The sequence below is a fragment of the Alishewanella sp. HL-SH05 genome (genome assembly GCF_052655985.1).
The window spans coordinates 157,307-177,951 of record NZ_CP199753.1; the positions used below are offsets into that span (position 1 = coordinate 157,307).

The window sequence follows — 20,645 nt, forward strand, 5'->3', positions numbered from 1 at the left end:
TGAAGGCAACCAATGAAATATAAAGATTTACGTGATTTTATCGCGCAGTTAGAACAACGTGGTGAATTAATTCGCATCAAACAGCCTGTCGATCCGGTATTGGAAATGACTGAAATTGCCGACCGTACTCTGCGTGGCGGTGGCCCAGCGTTATTGTTTGAAAACCCAAAAGGGTATTCGATCCCAGTATTAGCCAACCTATTTGGTACACCTCAGCGAGTGGCTTTGGGTATGGGCCAAGAAGATGTGGCGGCCTTACGTGAAGTCGGTAAATTGTTGGCTTTTTTAAAAGAACCCGAGCCACCAAAAGGGCTGAAAGATGCCTTTAGTAAATTGCCTATTTTCAAACAAGTTCTAAATATGTCGGTCAAACAGGTGAAAAAAGCCGTTTGCCAACAAGTCGTACTTAGTGGTGATGAGGTCGATTTGACCCAGTTGCCCGTTATGACTTGCTGGCCGGGCGATGCCGCCCCCCTGATTACCTGGGGTCTTACCGTAACCAAAGGACCGCATAAAGACCGCCAAAACTTGGGTATTTATCGTCAACAAGTGCTGGGCAAAAACAAGCTGATTATGCGCTGGTTATCGCATCGTGGCGGCGCTTTAGATTTCTTTGAATGGCAAAAAGCTCACCCGGGTAAACCCTTCCCGGTGTCGGTAGCACTGGGCGCCGATCCGGCCACCATTTTAGGTGCCGTTACGCCTGTACCTGATACGCTGTCTGAATATGGTTTTGCCGGATTATTACGTGGTGATAACACCGAAGTGGTTAAATGCGTTAGTAACGACTTGCAGGTGCCGGCCAGCGCTGAATTTGTGCTTGAAGGCTACATTGAAGCGGGTGAAATGGCGCCCGAAGGGCCTTACGGGGATCACACGGGTTATTACAATGAAGTCGATAACTTCCCAGTATTTACTGTAACGCATATTACACACCGTAAAGATCCGATTTATCACAGTACTTACACCGGCCGTCCACCAGATGAACCGGCTATCTTGGGCGTCGCACTGAACGAAGTGTTCGTGCCCATTTTGCAAAAACAATTTCCGGAAATTACCGACTTTTACTTACCCCCTGAAGGGTGTTCGTACCGTTTAGCCGTTGTCACGATGAAAAAACAGTATCCTGGCCATGCCAAACGCGTAATGATGGGTGTGTGGTCGTTCTTACGCCAGTTTATGTATACTAAATTTGTGATTGTCTGCGATGACGATATCAATGCCCGCGATTGGCAAGATGTGATTTGGGCCATTACCACCCGTATGGACCCCGCGCGCGATACCACGCTGATTGAAAACACGCCGATCGACTATCTTGATTTTGCTTCACCTGTATCGGGATTAGGGTCAAAAATGGGTATGGACGCCACCAATAAATGGCCAGGTGAAACCACTCGTGAATGGGGCGAGCCAATTGTGATGTCTGACGAAATTAAGCAGCGGGTTGATAGTTTATGGCCAAGCCTGGGCATCACTTTACCCGCGGCCAAACCATGAGCCATAAGGTCACGGTACTGCCAGCGCAGTTAAGTTTCGAAGTGCTGCCTGAAGAAACTATTCTGCAGGCCGCGCTGCGCCAGGGTATTGATTTTCCTTATCGATGCCAGCAGGGCGTATGCACCAGTTGCGTGTGTAAACTACGTGACGGTAACGTGAGCTATATCGAGCCAAGCCCATTAACGGACGTTGACCGTCAGCAGCGATTTGTTTACTGTTGCGTGGCTTATGCCCAGTCCGATCTGCAACTACACCACCCTTTTATACGCGGTTAACCCCGCTTAACATGAGATGTTTATGAACGCTATTGCTTGTCAGGTTGTTGCCATTGAAGCTCTTACTCACGTTGTCAGTAAAGTTGTACTCGCGCCAGCTGCGCCCGTTAACTTTATTGCCGGTCAATACTTACAACTGTGTCTGACCGCAACAGATAAAAGACCTTTCTCTATCGCCAGCACCCCAGAACAGCCGTTGTTGGAATTGCACATTGGCGCGGCAGCGGGAGATAACTGGTCTGGCGCAGCGTTAACTCATCTACAGCAACAATTTGCTGCCGGTGAGCCGGTTCAAGTTGAAGTCGGTCTGGGTCATGCCGCTTGGCAAGCGAACAGTGATCGCCCCATCGTGTTATTAGCCGGTGGCACCGGGTTCTCTTATGTACACAGTATTGCCTTGGCAATCGCGGCTGCGAAAAAAGACATCCCGGTATTATTGTACTGGGGTGTGAAAAGCGAAGATGCCTTGTATTACCAGACCGAATTGGCGAGTTGGGCAGCCAGCAATCGTAAATATCAAGTGATCCCGGTGGTGCAAGAGCCTAGCGCACATTGGCAAGGTCGCCGCGGCTTAGTGCATGAAGCCGTGTTGCAAGATATTGTGTCTCTTGAAGCCTACGACATTTATATGGCTGGCCCCTTTGCAATGGCAGGGGTGGCTCGCGAGGCTTTTATCGCGCAAGGCGGCCATCGCGAGCACATGTTTGCTGATGCGTTTGCTTATATCTAACTATAAACTTAATATTTGTAATAGTTCAGTCGCAGGCTTGTAACCTGCGGCTTGCGCTTGCTCTAGCAGGGCTTTAGCTTCGGTCTTCTCTCCATCTAACCATAAACGTGCACCATGCCAGGCCGCCGCCAACGGGTCTTGCTGTTGGATCAGATAGAACTGCCAATCTTCGCGCTTCGCGCCTAATATACGCTGTGCGCGACGATCGCCATTTGTCGCGGCTGTACGCCACCAATACTCTGCCGTTAACTGCTCATGCACTGGCACATATTGCTGTATCAAAATAGTCGGGCGATTCACCAAGCGACTAAAAGTGCGTTCTTGTTTAGTGCTGTTACTGAGTCGAAAAATGCCTTCTTTGCCGCCACGAATGCGCATGCCCAGCAACGTCTCTGCCTCGGGTGCAATAAGTTCATCGCTTTGCAACACACGCTCGATTTCGCCTTTTGCATTGGTTTGCACTGTTACTTCGCCATCAAATGCCTCAATATTAATTTTCAGTTTTCTACTGTCAAACCAAGTTGTTAAATCCAGCTTATCACCAGGCTCCGACAAATCTTTATCTACATAAACTAAAGCACCGGATACCATAGAAATCACATTTAGCGCGCTACCCAACGTTTCTTGATGCCGAGCAGAGCCCGCTTGTGCATAAGTCCAGAGGTTATTTTGATTAACAATCCTATTCGCGCTGCCAGCATCCATCACGCCGGCTATCCAAAAATTTAACTGCACCGACATTAAATGCGGACGACCGGTCGCTGCATATTCCCAGCGGCGCAGCTCGCGCATAGCGTGAAAATCATAAGCACCAACCGGAAAACTATCCAATACATCAACAACCTGCACCCTTCCCGTACCATCTACTAAATACTGTAATACGATAAAACCAAACGGATTCTTTCTGGTGACTTCTTCCGGGATTATCGGCATCGGTGTATTAATGGCGGCCGGAGGCTGCTCTTTACTAAGCTGGTAAGGTTGCGCATCCTGTTTAATAATGACCGCAGCAAAAGCTTTAGCTGCCGCAGCGTCGGCTTGCAAACGCTCATCGCTGCTTGCTTCGGCATACACGCGTTGCACGATAGTGCTGGCATCTGGATGCTGTAATTTTTCTGCAAGTAAAAAATAGCTTAATGCTTCTACCCGATTAATCTCTTGTCCTTCACCATAATAAGCCATCACGCCTAGATTAAAGGCTGCATCGGGATTACCTAGTGGTAATAGCGTAATAAAGCCCGCTTTTGCTTCGCTATATTTTTTATTTTCGTAGGCTTGTAAAGACACCAGCAAATCCGCTTGCACGGCGAAGGTTGTCAGCATCAGCAATACGAGTGTTATAAAACGCATTCTATCTTCCTTAGTTTTCACTATTTCTCAATTAGCGCGGTTTGAATAGCTAAGCGCACTACAAACTTAAAGCTTGTAATAACTCGCTCGCTGGCTTGTAACCTGCGGCTTGCGCTTGCTCTAATAGCGCTTTACCCTCTGCGGCTTCGCCATCTAACCATAAACGTGCACCATGCCAGGCCGTCGCGAGCGGATCTTGCTGTTGAATAAGATAGAACTGCCAATCTTCGCGTTGCGCACCTAAAATACGCTGTGCTCGGCGATCACCATTTGCAGCCGCGGTTTTCCACCAGTAACCCGCTGTCAACTCTTGATGAACGGCATGATATTGTTCAACCAAAATGCTGTTTTTCTTACTAACACGGCTAAACGAACGATCTTGCGATAAACTATTACTTAACCGGAAAAAGCCACTATTAGCACCACGGATCCGCATTCCCTGCAGTGTTTCTGCCGCGGGATGAGTTAACTCACTGGCATCCAACAATCGAACAATTTCACCTTTTTCGTTAGTTGCTACGCTGACTGATCCGGCCAAACCCGGGATGTTGATATCAAATTTTCTGCTTTCAAACCATGCCGACACATCGGGTTCATTGGCTGGTGCGGGCAAATCTTCGTCGATATACACTTCAGCACCTGACACCATCGAAACTAAATTTAATACGCTGCCTAGCATTTCTTGATGCTTACTCGAGCCCAGTTGCGCATAAGACCATAAATTTTGCCCCTTGATAATCTGATTAGCAGAACGCGCATTCATTGAACCTGTGGCCCAAAAACTCAGACGTACCGACATCAAATGGGCTTTACCGGTTGCTTCATATTGCCAACGCCCCATAGTGCGGAAAACATAAGGATCAAAAGCCCCTTCTGGGAAGCCGTCTACGGCATCGGCAACTTTTACCCGCCCCTCACCATCCACTAAAAACTGTACAACGACATAACCAAATGGATACTTTCTGGTGACATCATTGGGAATGTCGGGCATCGGTGTGGATATTTCAGCTGGCGGTTGCTCTTTACTTAACTGATAGCGCTGAGCATTTTTTTTGATAAATACTCCCGCTAATGCTTTAGCTGCAGCTTCTTCTGCACCAGCTCGCTGTGCTGTGCTTGCTTCTTCATAAATACGCTTAACAATGTCTCCAGCTTGTTCATGCTGTAATTGTTCTGCAAGTAAAAAATAAGTTAAGGCCTGTTCGAGATCAACTTCCTGACCTTCACCATAATATGCCATCACACCAAGGTTAAAAGCGGCATTGGCATTACCTAAGGGTAATAAATTAGTGAAACCTGTTTTTGCCACAGCGTATTGTTTATTTTCATATGCTTGCAAAGCGCTCAGCCAATCAGCCCGCACTCCAAAGCTGAGTAGCAATAATCCTAGTACTAAAATTAATCGCATCGATTCATCCTTAACATATAAGCGTTTTATTTATGAAGCAGTTATCAGCATATTAACAAAGGCGTGTTAAGCGTCAACTATTAAAACATAATGGTCACTGGCAGCGGTGTACGAACTATGCCAAAATCAGAGCAAATACACTAAAAATAGGTGCTATAGATGCAACATAAAACAGTGATTAAAGTTCGGGGCTATCATTTAGATATTTATCAACATGTAAACAACGCCCGCTATTTAGAGTTTTTAGAAGAAGCCCGTTGGGGGTATTTAGAAGACAGCGGGGATATTCAGTGGTTTAGCCAACACAATTTGGCCTGGGTAATTGTCAATATCAATATTAACTACCGCGTGGCAGCGACCATGGGCCAAACCCTAGAAGTGTATACACGTTTTAGTAAAGTGGGAGGCAAGAGCGCGGTGGTCACTCAGGAAGTTCGGATAGCCGGTTCCGACGCTATTGCGGCAGATGCTCAAGTGACATTCGTTTGCCTGGATCAAAAAACCGGTAAAGCGGTAGCCATTGAGGGTGATCTGCGCCAGCGTCTAGAGCAGCATTTAGCAGAGTAAATTGTCAGCTGGCTTGCCCTTATCAATTATCCCGCAATGATCTCAGGCAAGCCACTAACTCGAAATTAGCTTTAGTCGATGATGATAAGCAATGATTGTGGCTGATACTCGCTATAGCGCCCCAAGTTAATATCGTTTTGTGCTTATAAGGTTCAGCGTGATTAACGGCTTAACCACTTGGCCATGGTTTGACGAAACAACAGCGCATCATCACTCTCTTTGCAAGGTGCGCCCTTAGCTTGCATCATTTGTTCAAAGCCACTGAGTTGTGGATCGACGATTAAACAGTTGTCACCGAGCTTCACCAATTGCTGGCCATCATTATAAGTAAATAACACGGCTTTTTCTGGATTGGCACTGGCTTGCTGATGTTGTTTGGCTACCGTTATCCTGGGTTGCAGCTGCTGTTGCTGCCATTGTTGATAGCTCGCGTCAGCGGCTTGTGCTAACGCTTGCTGATTAGGCTGCGCTAATTGCTTTAAACTACGCTCAGCTAAGCTGGACCTTGGCGTAATAGGCAAGGAGTTAATGTCGCTTGAGGCTAACACTGGCTCGTCCTGCCGCGCTTTGCTAACGATCGTAGCACTGACTTCAAGCGGCTTGATGGAATGATTAATGTGGCTACCAGCGGCCTGTTTTGCAGCGATCTTATCTGCATGAGCTAAAGGTCCCTTTACAGGACGCTCTGCTTTCATTTCTTCAACAGGCTCTGGCGATTTAATTGCTGGTTGATAAAGAAAGGTGCTGATCTGCTCGGCTTGTGGCAAAGCAACCGGTTTTTGTAGCGTGGTGTGTAATAACAAAACTAACACGAGGCTGTGCAACAATAATGCCCAAGCAAAGGCTGCTGCATATTCCCGAAATAGCTGTTTTAGTTTAACCATTAAGCAGAGTTCACTCACATACCCAGGTTAATGCTGGCCTCAAGATAAAGTGTTCTGTTTAGATAAGCTCACCGTCGTTTAGTTGCATTAAGTATTTTATAGCACTGTTGTCGCTAGTTAATGAATGGCTAACTATCCAAACCCGCTTAATTGAAGTTCAAAAAAAGCGGCTTTTCGCCGCTGTTTATAATAACTAGAGTTGCTTATAGCAATTGTTTTTTTAACTCTTTCGCCGGTTGATACTGCTTGGCGATAGCAGCATCTAACAAGGCTAAACCTTTCGCACGCTGCCCTTCTAACAGTAAGCGGCTGCCTACCCAGGCCATCGCCTCGGCGTCTTCTTGCTCTAATAAATACTGCTCCCAGCGCTTATCATAAGCGGCCATGATACGTTGCGCTTCTTTACTGCCATTCTTCGCGGCTTTATCCCACCAAAAACGTGCAGAATAACTTTGCGGCATCTTAAAAGAAGCGCTAACCCAGGGCGCACGATGCGCTGAAACATGACTGTACTTCATGATTTGATAAACGTCGTGATCTATCTTGCCTTTTAACTTTAACCCCAACAAATTTTGCACCTGACTACTGGGGTCAATATCGGCATAAATTTGCTCAACAATAGTGCCGTCATCGGCTATTCGCACCACCGCATAACCGACAAAACCACTAAAATCGACTTCCAATTTATTCATCGGTTTAAAAACGGATAAATCTAACTCTGCCGTAATCGGCATATCTCGGTCGATAGAAATGTAGTTACTGTTTTGTATATTAACCAGACGTAACAAATGGCCTAACATAAATTGATGTTGCGGTGAGCCGATTAACGCGCCTTGCCATAGTTGATGCTGCTGTATTAAATCATCAACTTTTGCAACATTGACACCACCCTCGAGGAAAAAATTTAGCTCTGCGCTAAATATATGGCTTTTGCCACTGGCTTCGTATTTCCAACGACTTACCGCTCTAATAGCCTCCCTATCAAACACGTTGTTAGGAAATGAGTCCACCACATTAATGGTTTGCACATTACCTTTGCCATCAACTAAAAAGCGCATAGCCACATAGCCAAACTGCCCCTTTGCCGCCGCTGCCGCGGGGTATTTTGCCTGAACACGCTTCACCGCTTGTGGCGCTTTAGTCTTATCGTTGTCATCGATCGATGTCAACATTGGCACTTTTACTTGTTGCCGGATACGCTGTAATTGTGTGTCAACTAGGGCTAACTGCGACGCGGTTAGGTTTTGCTGTAAACCCGTTACCACATGGGAAATGTTAGGCTTACCTAGCTCTGCTGCCAACATAAAATGCGCCAGACCTAAAATACTGTCTTGCGGTACACCTTCACCGAGGTGATACATCGCGCCCAAATTAAAAATAGCCTCTTCGTTGCCGAAAGGAACCAAGCGTTCAAATTCCGTTTTAGCTACCGCATAATCTTGTTTGTCGTATGCCGTCATTGCCGTATTCCAATCAGCTGAAAGGGGCATGCTACATAGCCATGTCAGGAGCACAATCCATAAGCGCTTCATTGTTAATCCTTGCCAGATTTAAAAACACACTTAATCTACACCAAATACACTTTAGCGCAACAGTAGGCGCACATTAAAGGATGAATGGGCGTCTTACCGCTGCACATTTCTCAAGCACGAAAAGCACGATTTTTATGTTGAGCCGTCATTTAACTGATAGCGTTGCTTAATTTGTAGCCATTGTTGCAATTTAGCATAAAAAGACATCGCCGCATGTGCCGGGCTAGTTGAAGGAAGGGTTAACAATCGCGGGGGTGTGATGGCTAGCGTTGGCAATACCTGCTTGTTAAAACTTTGCTGTGCTTTGGCACCATTAAAAGCGATCAGTTTTAACTGACCGTGCTCGGCTAAGAAATGATTAAAGTCGTTGGCTTGCTCATGGCGAATGGCGCTGTCTAAACTGCCCTGACGTTGACAATGCGCCAGCACATCCCATAACGCAAAACCATGTTGTCGCAATAAGACTAAGCGCTCGTGATAAGCGAGATTGACAGAGAAACCGCATAACGATGCCATAATGGGCCAAAAGGCGTTACGCGGGTGGGCATAATACTGCTGGCTGGCGAGCGACTGAGCCCCCGGCATACTCCCCAAAATTAACACCTTGGCATCGCGGTTTGTTACCGCGGCCAAGCCTTGCAAAATTACCGACACAGCTCGGGGTTATATTGCCGTACTTTTTGCCACGCCATACTGGCTTGCTCACGATCGCCTTCTTGCTCGGCTAAGTAGGCAAGTACCGCGTAAATATAGCCATTAGAGGGGCTAGAGCGTAGCCAATGCTGCACTTCTTTACGTAACTTTAATACTGAGTTATTTAACGGGATCTGTTTTAAGTAAGGCCAAGCTGCCGGTAAGTCTTCTAAGGTGAGTGCTTGAACTAAACGCTGTTCAGCACGCTCACATTGCCCCGCCTGAGCTTGCGCCCATGCTAAGCCCAACATCGCAGCCGCCGATTTACGCTCTTTTGACGGTAACGCTTGCCAAATTTCAGACTCTTCGCTAAAACCTTGCTGCGCACTCAGTTGGCTCAATGCCGCAGGATAAACAGCATAACGCTGCAACGGCCATTCTGCTTTACCAAACCATTGCTGAGTTAATGATAACGGAATAGTTTGCAGCAGCGTTTGCCATTGGCCGGCTTGTTTTAGTGCTTGCAGATACAATTGCCCTAAAGCGGGATCGGTTTTCGCAGCATTAAGATGTGCCGACAATAAACGACATGCTTGCCCAGGTTTATTTTGTTGTAGCATCAAATCAGCTTGCACAAAGGTCGTGCTACTTTCATCGGCCGTTAACGCCGCAGCTAATTCATTTGCATGCTCGCTATTGCCGGCATAAAAACTGGCATAACTGGCCAACATGCGTTTTTCATTCACGTATTGGGGATCTAACAAAGCATGTTGTAACTCTTCGCTGGCCAAAGGCCATTGTTGCCGCGCATACGCTTGCAGACCAATGGCAAAAGATTCTCGCGCTTTGCGTTGACGCCTACCACGAAAGAAGTTTAGCGAAAATTGCTGCCAATAAGCTAATTTCCGCAGCAATATTAAGCATATTTTTAACACTAACACCACAGCGATGACGGCCACAAATAAGCCTAATAAGGTCATTTCAATGGTGTAACCTGCTGCAACAATCTTGATATAACCAGGGTTATTAATGAACACCGGCCCCAGCAACATGGCTAGAATTAAGACTGCTGTTAGGATCAACAGCTTACTCATAATTAGCCTCCGTTATGATACTAAGTTGTCGGTCTAACTGATTGATACTTTGCAGAGTGGGCAATGCGGGCTTTTGCATCGCAGCCGAAGCTAATTCGACAATGCTAGCGCTGGTTTGCTGCACAATAGGATCTTCGGCAGCAAAGTAACGCTGCAATAAATCGGCGGCTTGTTGTAATGCGTGCTGATACACTTCCGGCTCTTGCTGTAAAATTGCCAGCTCCGCAAGCAATAACTGCTGCTGTAAGCTTAAGCGCACCGTAATTTGCTGCTCTGAAGATAAACTGAAAAAATCTTGGGGTTGCGCAGCACGCACATTGAATAATTTACCTGATACTTGCTCCCAATAACTTGACAGATTTTCACGCCAATTGCCTAAATCATCATTCGGTTGATGCGAAGGAATTAAACGATGCTCTTGCTGTTTTAATGGTAGCTGCATGCTTTGCCGGCGTAATTGACCGAGCTGCAAATATAACGGTGAAAAATCCGTTTTAGGGACTTGTTGCAGCGCAGCCAGATCATCCTTAATTGCTTGTCGAACGATTAACAACAGCACATTATCTAGCTTAGCAAGTTGCTCATCCGCTGCTTGCAACAACCAACGCGCGCTTTGCACATCTTGTTGCAAGACCAAACTTTGACTCGCTCGCTTTAACAAGAAACGTACTTCCATCAATACCCAGTGTTGTGGCGGTGCGCCATCACGCTGTTGCACTTGCTGGCGTAAGCTCTGTATTTGCATTTGCAATTGTTCACGATCTTGCTGCATCGCTTGTTGATACTCTTGCTGCAAGCGTAACTGTTTTTGTTTCTGAACCTCTAACCATTGCTGTTGCTGCTGACTGATCGTCGCTGTCGTTTGCTGCAGTTTTTGTTCAATGGCCTGCTCTGTGAGCTGGCTCTGCTGTTGGAGTGATTGCCATTGTGGCCATAACCAATACCCCCCGCCACCATAGCGGCAGTTAATGCCAACACAAGAAAAATGGCAAACCAAGCCAGACCATTACTTTTGCGCGGCGGTGTATTTGATGATTCCGTGTGGGTCGTATTGGATGCAACCTCAGCGGGTGCTGTCACTTTTTCCGAAACGGTCGCCTGCCCTTGCTCACTCATAGAATGTTCCTCTTAAACTGCGTCACCGCTTCTAACAAGGCATCGTCATTGGCGCTGCTTGCTAGATGAATATGCTGTAGTGGGATCCCTAGCGCCAGCGCACTGTCGCGTGCCCGTGGGCTAACCAGGATCCAATGTTGTTGAGCAAGCCAAGCATGCTGCTCTGTGGGCACTAACCCAAAAATGCGCTGCAAAATTTCATTACTCGTGGCTACGATACACTGCACGCCCTGCTGTTGCCATTGCTGCTTCAGCTGAGCACCATCTAACGGCAATGGCAAACGGCTATAGCTTTGCACATAACGCACCGTGGCACCACGTTGCGCCAAGGTTTGTTTAATCAGTTCACGACCGCCATTACCTCGCACCACCACCACTTGTTGCTCTGCAACGCTGTTCAACTCTGGTAGTGCTAACAAGCCTTCACTGCGCTGATCTTCTGGGATGATCACCTGACGCCCAGTCCAACGTTGCAAAGCGGCACCGGTGGTGGCACCGACAGCAAATAAGCGCCCCGGCAATTGTTTCACTGTAACTTGTTGCTCTAGGGTGTTCACCGCACTGATGCTGACAAAAATTAAGCTATCCGCTTGTTCTAGCCAGCGAATATCTTTCGGTTTTAATTGCACCATTTGTGTAGTAATCACCGGCTGATACAGATAGGGAATACCGTAGCTGTCTAATGATTCCAGTAAATGGTCTGCTTTGCCAGCAGGGCGCGTAATTAAGAACATAGTAAGCGCTAACTTTGCTGATAAACAGCAGCGAGGATCTCTCCGGCGCCTGCTGCCAACAATTGTTCAGCCAATTGCTGACCTAATTGCTCTGCAGCATCGATGCTACCGCGAACGTCATCACGAATAATCTGCTGACCATCCAGTGAGCCAACTAAACCTCGCAGCCACAGTTGTTCACCTTCTAATATAGCAAAAGCACCAATAGGCACCTGACAACCCCCTTGTAGCGCGCGATTCATAGCTCGCTCAGCCAACACACATTGCCGCGTTAGACTGTGCTCTAAAGGGGCTAACAGGGCTTGTACCTGAGCATCATCACTACGACACTCGATACCCACTGCTCCTTGACCGTTAGCTGGCAAACTGCTGTCGACGGTTAAATAGCTGGCGATACGCTCAGCAAAACCTAAACGTATCAGCCCGGCCGCAGCCAAAATAATCGCTGCAAATTCCCCGTTATCAAGTTTCTTGAGCCGAGTATTAACATTACCGCGTAAATCACGCACTTGTAAGTCAGGCCGTAAGGCTTTTATTTGGCATTGCCGACGTAAACTCGAAGTGCCCACAACAGCGCCTTGTGGCAATTCAGCTAAACTACGGAACTGGTTAGAAACAAAGGCATCACGCGGATCTTCGCGTAAGCAAATTGTTTGTAACTGTAAGCCCTCAGGAAACGCTACCGGCACATCTTTCATACTGTGTACGGCAATATCGGCTCGGTCTTCCAATATGGCGGTTTCTAACTCTTTAACAAACAGACCTTTACCGCCAATCTTCGCCAGCGGCGTATCTAAAATTTTATCGCCTTGCGTCGACATCGGAACTAATTCAACATCTAAATCAGCATGATATTTCAGCAACTCGGCTTTCACAAATTCGGCTTGCCAAAGTGCCAAGGCACTTTTGCGTGTCGCAATACGGATTTTGGCCATGCTTATACCTCTGCCTTATTGATCAGGCGACTTTGAATAAAGCGGCTGATTTCATCCACTTCTTGCGCACAAACACTGTGCGGCATCCGATAATCGCGCCAGCTGACGTTAAAGCCAGCAGCTTTATAGGTATTGTAAGCCTGCTGACCAGCAGCCATTGGCACAACAGGGTCTTGAGTACCGTGTGCGATAAATACCGGCGTATTTTTGTTGTGGCTCAACTGCTCTGCGCTCAGCTTATCGGGGCAAGCCATGTAGGTAGATAACGCCATAAAACCCGCCAACTTATAAGGCAAACGCGGTAATAAGTGCAGTGCAATCACACCGCCCTGACTAAAGCCCGCCAGCATAATGCGTTCACTCGGGACACCTGAGCTGATTAATTTATCGAGCAATGCCGTGACCGCGATAGCTGATTGCCTTACGCCAGCTTCATCTGCGCGATTGGTCAAATCCATGGTTTTAATATCGTACCAAGCCCGCATCCGCATACCGCCATTTATCGTTACCGGAATTTCAGGAGCATGTGGAAATATAAAACGAACACCGGCATTCGCAGGTAAACGCAACTCCGGTACTATCGGTGCAAAACCGTGACCAGAATCGCCTAAACCATGTAGCCAAACTACAACGGCTTGAGCCGTGCCTTGTGCCGGTACATCAACAAAAGGAAGTAATGCCATGTTATTGCGGCCCCAACACAACTGTTGCACCCGCTTGTTTAGAAGCGGCCTCGTTAACTAACTGCCAGAATTCAATACCGGTACGATTATCAATCCATTGGCCATCGCGCCATTCAAAGTGATGGCCGTTAAACTTAGTGGCTACCCATAGCTGGTGTAGTGGCGGTTGTTTGTTAATGATGATTTTACTTTTGTCGGGAAACTCAATACTCAACAAACCACCATTCGACTCATAATCCAGATCAAGGTCCTGTTGCTCGATGCCATCTTCTACCGCTAACAACATTTGGTCAGCTAATTCATCATATTCTAGGTCATTCATCTGCTTCACCTGTTTGCTTTTACTGCTAAGGATGCGATTATAGAGCGTCAATTAATTAATGAAATAAAAACCATGTACGCTCAGCGAATTTCACGCCCGTTACGCCTGCTATTTAGCGGACTATTATGCGCTGCTCTGCTTACGGCTTGCGGCCAGAAAGGCCCACTTACCTTACCACAGGCCGAGCCAGAAGTGGCAGAGCCCGCATCGCAAAAGATATCAACACAATCTGAAGAACAAGGGTGACGAGATTGGATTACTTTAATTATCAGGGTGATACCTTATTTGCAGAGCAAGTTGCTCTGTCAGAAATTGCGGCCAATTATGGCACACCAACCTATGTCTATTCTAAAGCCACCATTGAACGGCATTATCATGCCTTTGCCGATGCCGCCGCGCAGCATCCGCACAGTCTCGTTTGTTATGCTGTAAAAGCCAACAGCAACTTAGCCGTGTTAAATATACTGGCTCGACTCGGTAGTGGTTTTGATTTAGTTTCTGCCGGTGAGTTACGTCGAGTCATTGCTGCCGGTGGTGATCCAGCCAAAGTGGTCTTTTCTGGCGTGGGTAAAACCGCTGAAGAAATGCACTTTGCGTTACAACTCGGTATTAAATGCTTTAATGTTGAATCAGTGAGTGAATTACACCGCTTACAAGAGGTGGCAAAGTCGCTGAATAAAAAAGCCCCGGTATCGCTGCGCGTTAACCCCGATATCGATGCGAAAACGCACCCTTATATTTCGACCGGTTTAAAAGCGAACAAATTTGGTATCGATATTTTATTAGCCGCAGAGATTTATCGTGATGCCAAGCAACTAAGCCATATCGAGTTGGTTGGCGTAGATTGTCATATCGGCTCTCAACTCACTGAAACACAGCCATTCTTAGATGCCTTAGAAAAACTGCTGGCGCTGATCACTCAACTTCGTGCCGATGGTATCGCATTAAAGCATATCGATATTGGTGGTGGCTTAGGAGTAACTTATGACCAAGAACAACCGCCGCAACCTTCAGACTATATTAAAAAAGTGGTCGAGCGCTTAAAAGACTATCCTGAGTTAGAGCTGATTATGGAACCTGGCCGGGCCATCACTGCAAACGCAGGGGTGTTACTGACGAAGGTTGAGTTCTTAAAACCAGGACAAGAAAAGCACTTTGCCATCGTTGATGCGGCGATGAACGACTTAATTCGCCCCGCTTTGTATAGTGCTTGGATGAACATTGTACCGGTAGTCATACAGCAAAACCTGACACCACAAACTTATGATGTGGTGGGCCCGGTCTGTGAAACAGGCGACTTTTTAGGTAAAGACAGGCTGCTTGCCATTCGTGAAGGCGATTTATTAGCCGTGCGCTCTGCGGGGGCTTACGGTTTTACCATGAGCTCGAATTATAATAGCCGCCCGCGAGCTGCTGAAATCATGGTGGATGGCGCACGCAGCCACCTGATCCGTGCCCGTGAACAATGGCAAGATTTATGGCGTGGCGAACAATTGCTCGCAGACTAAGCATTTAGGGCTCATATGTTACTTAATTTCACCAAGATGCACGGTTTAGGCAACGACTTTATTATGATTGACGCAGTCAGTCAGAATGTCTTTTTAACCAAAGAGCAGATCAAAAAATTAGCCGACCGTAACTTTGGCATCGGCTTTGATCAGCTACTCATGGTTGAGCCGCCTTACGATCCGGATCTGGATTTTCATTATCGGATTTTTAATGCTGATGGATCAGAAGTCGAACAATGCGGCAATGGCGCCCGCTGCTTTGCTAAATTTGTGCGCTATCGTGGTTTAACCAATAAAACTAAGATCAACGTCAGTACCAAATCAGGCAAAATCACCTTGTATGTGGAACAAGACGGTCAAGTCACGGTGAATATGGGGATCCCACAACTTGAACCGGCCAAAGTGCCGTTTAAAGCCCAAAAACAAGAAGCGACCTACATTATGCTGACAGAGCAACAAACCGTATTTTGCGGTGTCGCTTCAATGGGCAACCCGCATGCGGTGCTTGATGTGCCTGATGTTGCCACAGCCGATGTACACACGCTGGGCCCACAACTGGAAACGCATGAGCGTTTTCCAGAAAAAGCCAATATTGGCTTTATGGAAGTGCTAAACCAACACCATATTAAGTTGCGAGTGTGGGAGCGCGGCGCTGGTGAAACCTTAGCCTGTGGCACAGGCGCTTGTGCTGCGGTAGTAGTAGGCCAACTTCAAAAGAAACTGGGGCAACAGGTTCGCGTTGACTTACCTGGTGGCAGCCTACAAATTCGTTGGAACGGACCGGGTACACCGGTAAAAATGACCGGCCCCGCAGAACATGTATTTGATGGACAATTATCCTTATGACAGACAGCCTGATCCAGAAAAAAGAGCTGCTCGCCGCTTCTGTGGTGCTCGATTACTTACAACAGCACCCTGATTTTTTTCAGCACTATCCTGATTTACTGCCGCAATTGCGTTTACCGCATCAACAACGCGGAACAGTGTCATTAGTCGAGCGACAACTTGAATTACAACGTGAAAAAATTCATCTCCTTGAAGAAGATATAACACGTTTAATGTCGGTAGCACGGCAAAACGAACATATCTTCATCGCTCTTAATGCCTTGCATATCGCTATTCACCAAGCAACGAGCTTTAAACAACTGACCGCAGCGTTACAGCAATTTGCTGATACCATGCCCTTAGTAAAGCATTGTCGTTTGTTAGGTTTAGAAAATGGCCAACAAGATTTAGCCCCCTATGAACTGTTATTAAGCCGCCGCTTGCAGCAACAGTCGGTTTATTTAGGCCGTTTAAATAAAGAAGAGCAACAAGGCATTTTTCCTGCGAAAGTGCATTCGGTAGCCCTACTTCGCATTGACCATGCCAATGAGCCATTGGCTATTTTGGCGTTTGGTAGTGAGCAAGATGAGCACTTTCAACCGGGTATGGATGTGTTGTTTTTAAGCCACTTGGTTACCTTGTTAGCCTTGGTGTTACCGCCTTATGTCAAAAGCTGAGCTACCGCTGCACTGGTCTGAGCCGGTGCAGCAGTTTTTAAGCTATTTAAGGCTGGAACGCGGTTACAGCAAACAGACGTTACAAACCTATCAGCAGCAACTTAGCAAACTCGCGTATGCCTTTCAGCCTGCACATGAAAGTTGGTTTAAATTAAGCCAAGCGCATATCCAACAGCAATTGCTGCAATTTCGCAAAGCAGGGCTCAGTGCCCGTAGCTTGGCACTTAGCGCGTCGTCTTTACGTAGCTTTTATCGCTGGGCACAACAAGCCCATTTAACCCGCGAGAATCCGGCGCTATCTTTAAAATTACCCAAAGCTAGCAAAACCTTACCGAAACAACTCGAAATTGAACAACTCAGTCAATTGCTCAGTTTTGATAGCTCTGAAGATATTTTGGCGTGCCGCGATAAAGCCATGCTGGAGTTGTTTTACTCTTCCGGTTTACGTTTAGCCGAATTAGTGGCGATTAATCTGAACGACTTAAATCAGGGTGAAGCCTTAATTCGTGTTACCGGTAAGGGTAATAAGCAACGCCAAATTCCGGTTGGTTCGTTAGCACTTCGTGCGTTGCAGGCTTGGTTAAACATGCGCCCGTCGCTTCTCTCCGACAGCACTGCCGAACAAGACCGCAATGCACTTTTTTTAAGTATTGAGCATCAACGTATTTCTCCAAGGCAAGTGCGCGAGCGCGTGCTGCATTGGGCTAAACAGCAAGGCTTAGGCCAACATTTACACCCGCATATGCTACGCCATTCATTTGCCAGCCATTTATTGCAATCCAGTGGTGACCTTCGCGGCGTACAAGAGCTATTGGGCCATGCCAATCTCAGCACCACCCAGGTGTATACTCACCTCGATTTTCAGCATCTGGCCAAGGTTTATGATAGCGCCCATCCAAGGGCCAGGAAGAAATAATGCAATTATTTAAAGCCTTACAACCTATTTCGGTATTGTCTTTCGATTTGGACGATACCCTGTACGACAACAAACCAGTGATCGCCGCCGCTGAAGCCGCTATGTTGCAAAGCCTGCATATGCATGCCCCTCTGACAAAAAATACCCACAGTGATTTTTGGTGGCAGCAACGCCGTTTATTAGCGAAAAACAACCCCGACATTCGCCACGATATTGGCCGCTGGCGCTTACTGGGTGTTGAGGCAGGTTTAGTGACATTAGGCTTAACATCTTGCGAAGCAGGCGAAATTGCCGAGTTAGCATATCAAGCGTTTTGGGATGCACGTACGACCATTAGCGTGTTACCTGAAGTAACAGAACTGCTGGTAAGTCTAGCCAGCCGTTATCAACTGATTGCCATCACTAACGGTAATGCCTGTATCAAAAAAATGGGGCTTGGCGACTTATTTGAATTTAGCTTGCAAGCCGGCCCTGATGGCCGCATGAAGCCTTATGCCGATCTCTTTTTAGTTGCAGCTCAACGTTTAGCTGTGCAACCCAGTGCTATATTGCATATTGGTGATAGCCATCGCGCTGATGTGATGGGTGCCCTAAATGCGGGTTGCCAGGCGGCGTGGCTTGACCATTACCAAACGCCGGTGTCAATTTTACCTCACTTGCACTTTAACCAATTACAGCAACTGCGCGACCTAATATAACTGGTTATTTATACACTAATACCACGCGTATGACTTGGCGCTTAGACCAAGGCTGTTATAATGGCTAAAAATAGCGAATCGAGAGCGACGAATGGATGTTTCTTACCTGCTGGACGGGCTAAACGATAAACAACGCGATGCCGTGGCGGCACCGCCACAACATATGCTGGTACTTGCTGGCGCCGGTAGTGGTAAAACCCGGGTGCTGGTGCATCGTTTAGCCTGGTTAATGCAGGTAGAGAGAGTGGCCCCTTACAGCTTGCTCGCTGTTACCTTTACCAATAAAGCCTCGCAAGAAATGCGTGGTCGGATTGAGAGCACCATTGGCGTTAGCTTAAATAACTTATGGATGGGGACCTTCCACGGTTTATCTCATCGTATGTTGCGCGCGCATTATCAAGAAGCTAACTTGCCACAAAGCTTTCAAATCATTGACTCTGATGATCAGCATCGCTTAGTCAAACGTGTATTAAAAGCACTGAATCTGGATGAAAAGCATTGGCCTGCCAAACAAATTCAATGGTTTATCAATGCCCGCAAAGACGAAGGGCAACGCCCAGGCATGATTGATGCCGTTGCTGATTTTAGCTTACAACAAATGGTTAAAATTTATGCGGCTTACCAAGATATGTGTGACCGTGCTGGCTTAGTCGACTTTGCCGAAATTTTACTACGCAGTTTTGAATTATTGAAAACACATGATGCCGTCAGAAACCACTACCAACAACGTTTTCGGCATATTCTGGTTGATGAGTTTCAAGACACCAATGCTATTCAATATAACTGGTTACGCCTACTGGCCGGCAGCAGTGCCAAGGTGATGATCGTAGGTGACGATGACCAATCTATCTATGGTTGGCGCGGCGCAAAAGTTGAAAATATTCAGCAATTTTTAAAAGACTTTGCTGGTGCCGATACGATCCGCCTTGAACAAAACTATCGTTCTACTGCCACTATTCTTAAAGCGGCCAACGCAGTGATCAGTAATAACAGTGGTCGACTCGGTAAAGATCTATGGACCGACGGCAGTGAAGGCGAAACCATTTCTTCTTACAACGCTTTTAATGAACTCGACGAAGCGCGCTTTATTGTCAGTCGCATTCGCGATTGGCATAACAAAGGTAATCCACTTACCGAAAGCGCTATCTTATATCGTAATAACGCGCAATCGCGGGTATTAGAAGAAGCCTTAATCCAAGAAGGATTACACTATCGGATATACGGTGGCTTACGCTTCTATGAACGACAAGAAATCAAAGACGCTTTAGCCTATCTGCGCTTATTGAATAATCGGCAAGATGATGCGGCGATGGAACGGGTAATTAACACTCCGGCGCGGGGCATCGGTGAAACCACCATGAACAAGGTACGCCAGCAGGCTCGTGCTAGCCAACAAACCTTATGGCAAGCCCTTGAGCAAATGCTCGCAGAAAAACAACTCAGTGGCCGAGCAGCGAATGCGATTGAGCAGTTTATGCAGTTGATCACGCAATTAGATACCGATCTTAACGAGCTACCGTTACACGAACAAGCCGAGCAAGTGATTAAGCAGTCGGGCTTATATGCAATGTATCAAGCCGAGAAAGGGGAAAAAGCTCAAACTCGGATAGAAAACTTAAATGAATTGGTTACCGCCTGCCAGAACTTCGACAGTGTGCTGCAAGAAGAAATGACCCCGTTAGCAGCCTTCTTATCACAAGCCGCGCTCGAAGCAGGTGAATACCAAGCAGAAGAACATTCTGATGCCGTACAATTGATGACCTTACATTCCGCTAAAGGCTTAGAGTTTCCGTTAGTATTTATGTGTGGTTTAGAAGAAGGTATGTTTCCAAGCCAGCAAAGTGGTGATGATCCAACACGGTTAGAAGAGGAACGTCGTCTCTGTTATGTCGGCATGACGCGAGCAATGCAAAAACTGTATTTATGCCATGCGCAAAGCCGTCGTTTATACGGTCAAGAGCAATACCCAAAACCCTCACGTTTTTTACGCGAAATCCCGGATGATTGTGTTGAAGAGATCCGTTTAACAACGCAAGTCAGTCGCCCAGCACAGCTCAACCGATACAGTCATGCCGCCAGCCATAGCGCTTTTGAAAATACTGGCTTTAAACTGGGTCAACGCGTGTTACACGAAAAGTTTGGCGAAGGCACGGTGTTAAATTATGAAGGTAGCGGCCCACAGTCACGTATTCAAGTGAACTTTGACCAGTTAGGTAGCAAATGGTTAATGACTGCTTATGCACGACTCGAGGCGGTTTAAC

The 20,645-nt window shown here is 46.9% G+C and carries 22 protein-coding genes; 11 read left to right on the top strand and 11 right to left on the bottom strand.

The genetic code is table 11. The features are described from left to right. Positions 1 to 12: 12 nt before the first annotated feature. From ubiD to fre, 3 genes are read left to right on the top strand one after another with little or no spacing between them, the layout of a single operon-like run. Positions 13 to 1,497 (top strand): 4-hydroxy-3-polyprenylbenzoate decarboxylase, encoded by a 1,485-nt coding sequence (ubiD, locus tag ACUJFL_RS00760; protein ID WP_226751418.1) that lies wholly within the window; start codon positions 13 to 15, stop codon positions 1,495 to 1,497. Then, on the top strand, positions 1,494 to 1,772 hold the full coding sequence (locus ACUJFL_RS00765) for a 2Fe-2S iron-sulfur cluster-binding protein (RefSeq protein WP_226751419.1): 279 nt from the start codon (positions 1,494 to 1,496) through the stop codon (positions 1,770 to 1,772). Before ubiD ends, ACUJFL_RS00765 begins: the two co-directional genes overlap by 4 nt. Positions 1,773 to 1,794: 22 nt before the next feature. Beyond that, complete coding sequence (fre, locus tag ACUJFL_RS00770) at positions 1,795 to 2,502, top strand: NAD(P)H-flavin reductase (protein WP_445425772.1); 708 nt, start codon at positions 1,795 to 1,797, stop codon at positions 2,500 to 2,502. On the opposite strand, the gene ACUJFL_RS00775 is transcribed toward fre, so the two are convergent. Together ACUJFL_RS00775 and ACUJFL_RS00780 are read right to left on the bottom strand one after the other, a co-directional pair. After that, a complete protein-coding gene (locus ACUJFL_RS00775) occupies positions 2,503 to 3,852 on the bottom strand; it encodes a hypothetical protein (protein WP_445425773.1) in 1,350 nt (449 codons plus the stop codon). 58 nt (positions 3,853 to 3,910) lie between these two features. After that, complete coding sequence (locus tag ACUJFL_RS00780; RefSeq protein WP_445425774.1) at positions 3,911 to 5,260, bottom strand: SEL1-like repeat protein; 1,350 nt, start codon at positions 5,258 to 5,260, stop codon at positions 3,911 to 3,913. A gap of 159 nt (positions 5,261 to 5,419) precedes the next feature. On the opposite strand from ACUJFL_RS00780, the gene ACUJFL_RS00785 reads away from it, so the two are divergent. Further along, positions 5,420 to 5,827: an acyl-CoA thioesterase gene (locus ACUJFL_RS00785; RefSeq protein ID WP_306178645.1), complete on the top strand. Its 408-nt coding sequence runs from the start codon at positions 5,420 to 5,422 to the stop codon at positions 5,825 to 5,827. Positions 5,828 to 5,988: 161 nt separating this feature from the next. On the opposite strand, the gene ACUJFL_RS00790 is transcribed toward ACUJFL_RS00785, so the two are convergent. The 9 genes from ACUJFL_RS00790 to cyaY all read right to left on the bottom strand — a co-directional run bounded on the left by ACUJFL_RS00790 (position 5,989) and on the right by cyaY (position 13,760). After that, positions 5,989 to 6,711 (bottom strand): hypothetical protein, encoded by a 723-nt coding sequence (locus ACUJFL_RS00790; protein ID WP_445428211.1) that lies wholly within the window; start codon positions 6,709 to 6,711, stop codon positions 5,989 to 5,991. Between the two features lie 203 nt (positions 6,712 to 6,914). Then, positions 6,915 to 8,243 (bottom strand): TonB family protein, encoded by a 1,329-nt coding sequence (locus tag ACUJFL_RS00795; RefSeq protein WP_445428212.1) that lies wholly within the window; start codon positions 8,241 to 8,243, stop codon positions 6,915 to 6,917. A 132-nt stretch (positions 8,244 to 8,375) separates the two neighbouring features. After that, a complete protein-coding gene (locus tag ACUJFL_RS00800) occupies positions 8,376 to 8,897 on the bottom strand; it encodes a DNA-deoxyinosine glycosylase (RefSeq protein ID WP_445428213.1) in 522 nt (173 codons plus the stop codon). Next, the gene (locus ACUJFL_RS00805) at positions 8,888 to 9,970 is read right to left on the bottom strand and encodes a heme biosynthesis protein HemY (RefSeq protein ID WP_445425778.1); all 1,083 of its coding nucleotides are present in this window, start codon (positions 9,968 to 9,970) and stop codon (positions 8,888 to 8,890) included. The genes ACUJFL_RS00800 and ACUJFL_RS00805 overlap by 10 nt, the downstream gene beginning before the upstream one ends. Then, positions 9,963 to 10,967 (bottom strand): uroporphyrinogen-III C-methyltransferase, encoded by a 1,005-nt coding sequence (locus ACUJFL_RS00810; protein ID WP_445428214.1) that lies wholly within the window; start codon positions 10,965 to 10,967, stop codon positions 9,963 to 9,965. The genes ACUJFL_RS00805 and ACUJFL_RS00810 overlap by 8 nt, the downstream gene beginning before the upstream one ends. A gap of 115 nt (positions 10,968 to 11,082) precedes the next feature. Beyond that, entirely contained in the window at positions 11,083 to 11,820 is a 738-nt protein-coding gene (locus tag ACUJFL_RS00815) for a uroporphyrinogen-III synthase (protein ID WP_445425780.1), read from the bottom strand. Positions 11,821 to 11,828: 8 nt separating this feature from the next. Further along, a complete protein-coding gene (gene hemC, locus ACUJFL_RS00820) occupies positions 11,829 to 12,755 on the bottom strand; it encodes a hydroxymethylbilane synthase (RefSeq protein WP_226751430.1) in 927 nt (308 codons plus the stop codon). Positions 12,756 to 12,757: 2 nt separating this feature from the next. Then, complete coding sequence (locus ACUJFL_RS00825) at positions 12,758 to 13,438, bottom strand: alpha/beta hydrolase (RefSeq protein ID WP_445428215.1); 681 nt, start codon at positions 13,436 to 13,438, stop codon at positions 12,758 to 12,760. 1 nt (position 13,439) lies between these two features. Then, the gene (gene cyaY / locus ACUJFL_RS00830; protein ID WP_226751432.1) at positions 13,440 to 13,760 is read right to left on the bottom strand and encodes an iron donor protein CyaY; all 321 of its coding nucleotides are present in this window, start codon (positions 13,758 to 13,760) and stop codon (positions 13,440 to 13,442) included. A gap of 72 nt (positions 13,761 to 13,832) precedes the next feature. Here cyaY and lptM point away from each other — a divergent pair, with 72 nt between their 5' ends. The 7 genes from lptM (at position 13,833) to uvrD (ending at position 20,644) form a co-directional block, all read left to right on the top strand. Continuing rightward, positions 13,833 to 14,006, top strand: a complete 174-nt coding sequence (lptM, locus tag ACUJFL_RS00835) for an LPS translocon maturation chaperone LptM (RefSeq protein WP_226751433.1) — start codon at positions 13,833 to 13,835, stop codon at positions 14,004 to 14,006. 5 nt (positions 14,007 to 14,011) lie between these two features. Beyond that, the gene (lysA, locus tag ACUJFL_RS00840; protein WP_226751434.1) at positions 14,012 to 15,268 is read left to right on the top strand and encodes a diaminopimelate decarboxylase; all 1,257 of its coding nucleotides are present in this window, start codon (positions 14,012 to 14,014) and stop codon (positions 15,266 to 15,268) included. A 15-nt stretch (positions 15,269 to 15,283) separates the two neighbouring features. Next, on the top strand, positions 15,284 to 16,114 hold the full coding sequence (gene dapF / locus ACUJFL_RS00845; RefSeq protein WP_226751435.1) for a diaminopimelate epimerase: 831 nt from the start codon (positions 15,284 to 15,286) through the stop codon (positions 16,112 to 16,114). Beyond that, entirely contained in the window at positions 16,111 to 16,770 is a 660-nt protein-coding gene (locus tag ACUJFL_RS00850; protein WP_306178653.1) for a DUF484 family protein, read from the top strand. The genes dapF and ACUJFL_RS00850 overlap by 4 nt, the downstream gene beginning before the upstream one ends. Continuing rightward, entirely contained in the window at positions 16,757 to 17,686 is a 930-nt protein-coding gene (gene xerC, locus ACUJFL_RS00855) for a tyrosine recombinase XerC (RefSeq protein ID WP_445428216.1), read from the top strand. Before ACUJFL_RS00850 ends, xerC begins: the two co-directional genes overlap by 14 nt. Beyond that, positions 17,686 to 18,384 (top strand): HAD-IA family hydrolase, encoded by a 699-nt coding sequence (locus ACUJFL_RS00860; RefSeq protein WP_306178655.1) that lies wholly within the window; start codon positions 17,686 to 17,688, stop codon positions 18,382 to 18,384. The genes xerC and ACUJFL_RS00860 overlap by 1 nt, the downstream gene beginning before the upstream one ends. A 91-nt stretch (positions 18,385 to 18,475) precedes the next feature. Further along, positions 18,476 to 20,644 carry a DNA helicase II gene (gene uvrD, locus ACUJFL_RS00865; RefSeq protein WP_445428217.1) on the top strand — a complete coding sequence of 723 codons (2,169 nt, stop codon included), beginning with the start codon at positions 18,476 to 18,478 and terminating at the stop codon, positions 20,642 to 20,644. Position 20,645: the final 1 nt, after the last annotated feature.

Excerpts from the sequence above, each read along its gene's own strand:
- ubiD (WP_226751418.1), top strand. The coding sequence starts at position 13 with ATGAAATATAAAGATTTACGTGATTTTATCGCGCAGTTAGAACAACGT.
- ACUJFL_RS00765 (WP_226751419.1), top strand. The coding sequence starts at position 1,494 with ATGAGCCATAAGGTCACGGTACTGCCAGCGCAGTTAAGTTTCGAAGTG.
- fre (WP_445425772.1), top strand. The coding sequence starts at position 1,795 with ATGAACGCTATTGCTTGTCAGGTTGTTGCCATTGAAGCTCTTACTCAC.
- ACUJFL_RS00775 (WP_445425773.1), bottom strand. The coding sequence starts at position 3,852 with ATGCGTTTTATAACACTCGTATTGCTGATGCTGACAACCTTCGCCGTG.
- ACUJFL_RS00780 (WP_445425774.1), bottom strand. The coding sequence starts at position 5,260 with ATGCGATTAATTTTAGTACTAGGATTATTGCTACTCAGCTTTGGAGTG.
- ACUJFL_RS00785 (WP_306178645.1), top strand. The coding sequence starts at position 5,420 with ATGCAACATAAAACAGTGATTAAAGTTCGGGGCTATCATTTAGATATT.
- ACUJFL_RS00790 (WP_445428211.1), bottom strand. The coding sequence starts at position 6,711 with ATGGTTAAACTAAAACAGCTATTTCGGGAATATGCAGCAGCCTTTGCT.
- ACUJFL_RS00795 (WP_445428212.1), bottom strand. The coding sequence starts at position 8,243 with ATGAAGCGCTTATGGATTGTGCTCCTGACATGGCTATGTAGCATGCCC.
- ACUJFL_RS00805 (WP_445425778.1), bottom strand. The coding sequence starts at position 9,970 with ATGAGTAAGCTGTTGATCCTAACAGCAGTCTTAATTCTAGCCATGTTG.
- ACUJFL_RS00815 (WP_445425780.1), bottom strand. The coding sequence starts at position 11,820 with ATGTTCTTAATTACGCGCCCTGCTGGCAAAGCAGACCATTTACTGGAA.
- hemC (WP_226751430.1), bottom strand. The coding sequence starts at position 12,755 with ATGGCCAAAATCCGTATTGCGACACGCAAAAGTGCCTTGGCACTTTGG.
- ACUJFL_RS00825 (WP_445428215.1), bottom strand. The coding sequence starts at position 13,438 with ATGGCATTACTTCCTTTTGTTGATGTACCGGCACAAGGCACGGCTCAA.
- cyaY (WP_226751432.1), bottom strand. The coding sequence starts at position 13,760 with ATGAATGACCTAGAATATGATGAATTAGCTGACCAAATGTTGTTAGCG.
- lptM (WP_226751433.1), top strand. The coding sequence starts at position 13,833 with ATGTACGCTCAGCGAATTTCACGCCCGTTACGCCTGCTATTTAGCGGA.
- dapF (WP_226751435.1), top strand. The coding sequence starts at position 15,284 with ATGTTACTTAATTTCACCAAGATGCACGGTTTAGGCAACGACTTTATT.
- ACUJFL_RS00850 (WP_306178653.1), top strand. The coding sequence starts at position 16,111 with ATGACAGACAGCCTGATCCAGAAAAAAGAGCTGCTCGCCGCTTCTGTG.
- xerC (WP_445428216.1), top strand. The coding sequence starts at position 16,757 with ATGTCAAAAGCTGAGCTACCGCTGCACTGGTCTGAGCCGGTGCAGCAG.
- ACUJFL_RS00860 (WP_306178655.1), top strand. The coding sequence starts at position 17,686 with ATGCAATTATTTAAAGCCTTACAACCTATTTCGGTATTGTCTTTCGAT.
- uvrD (WP_445428217.1), top strand. The coding sequence starts at position 18,476 with ATGGATGTTTCTTACCTGCTGGACGGGCTAAACGATAAACAACGCGAT.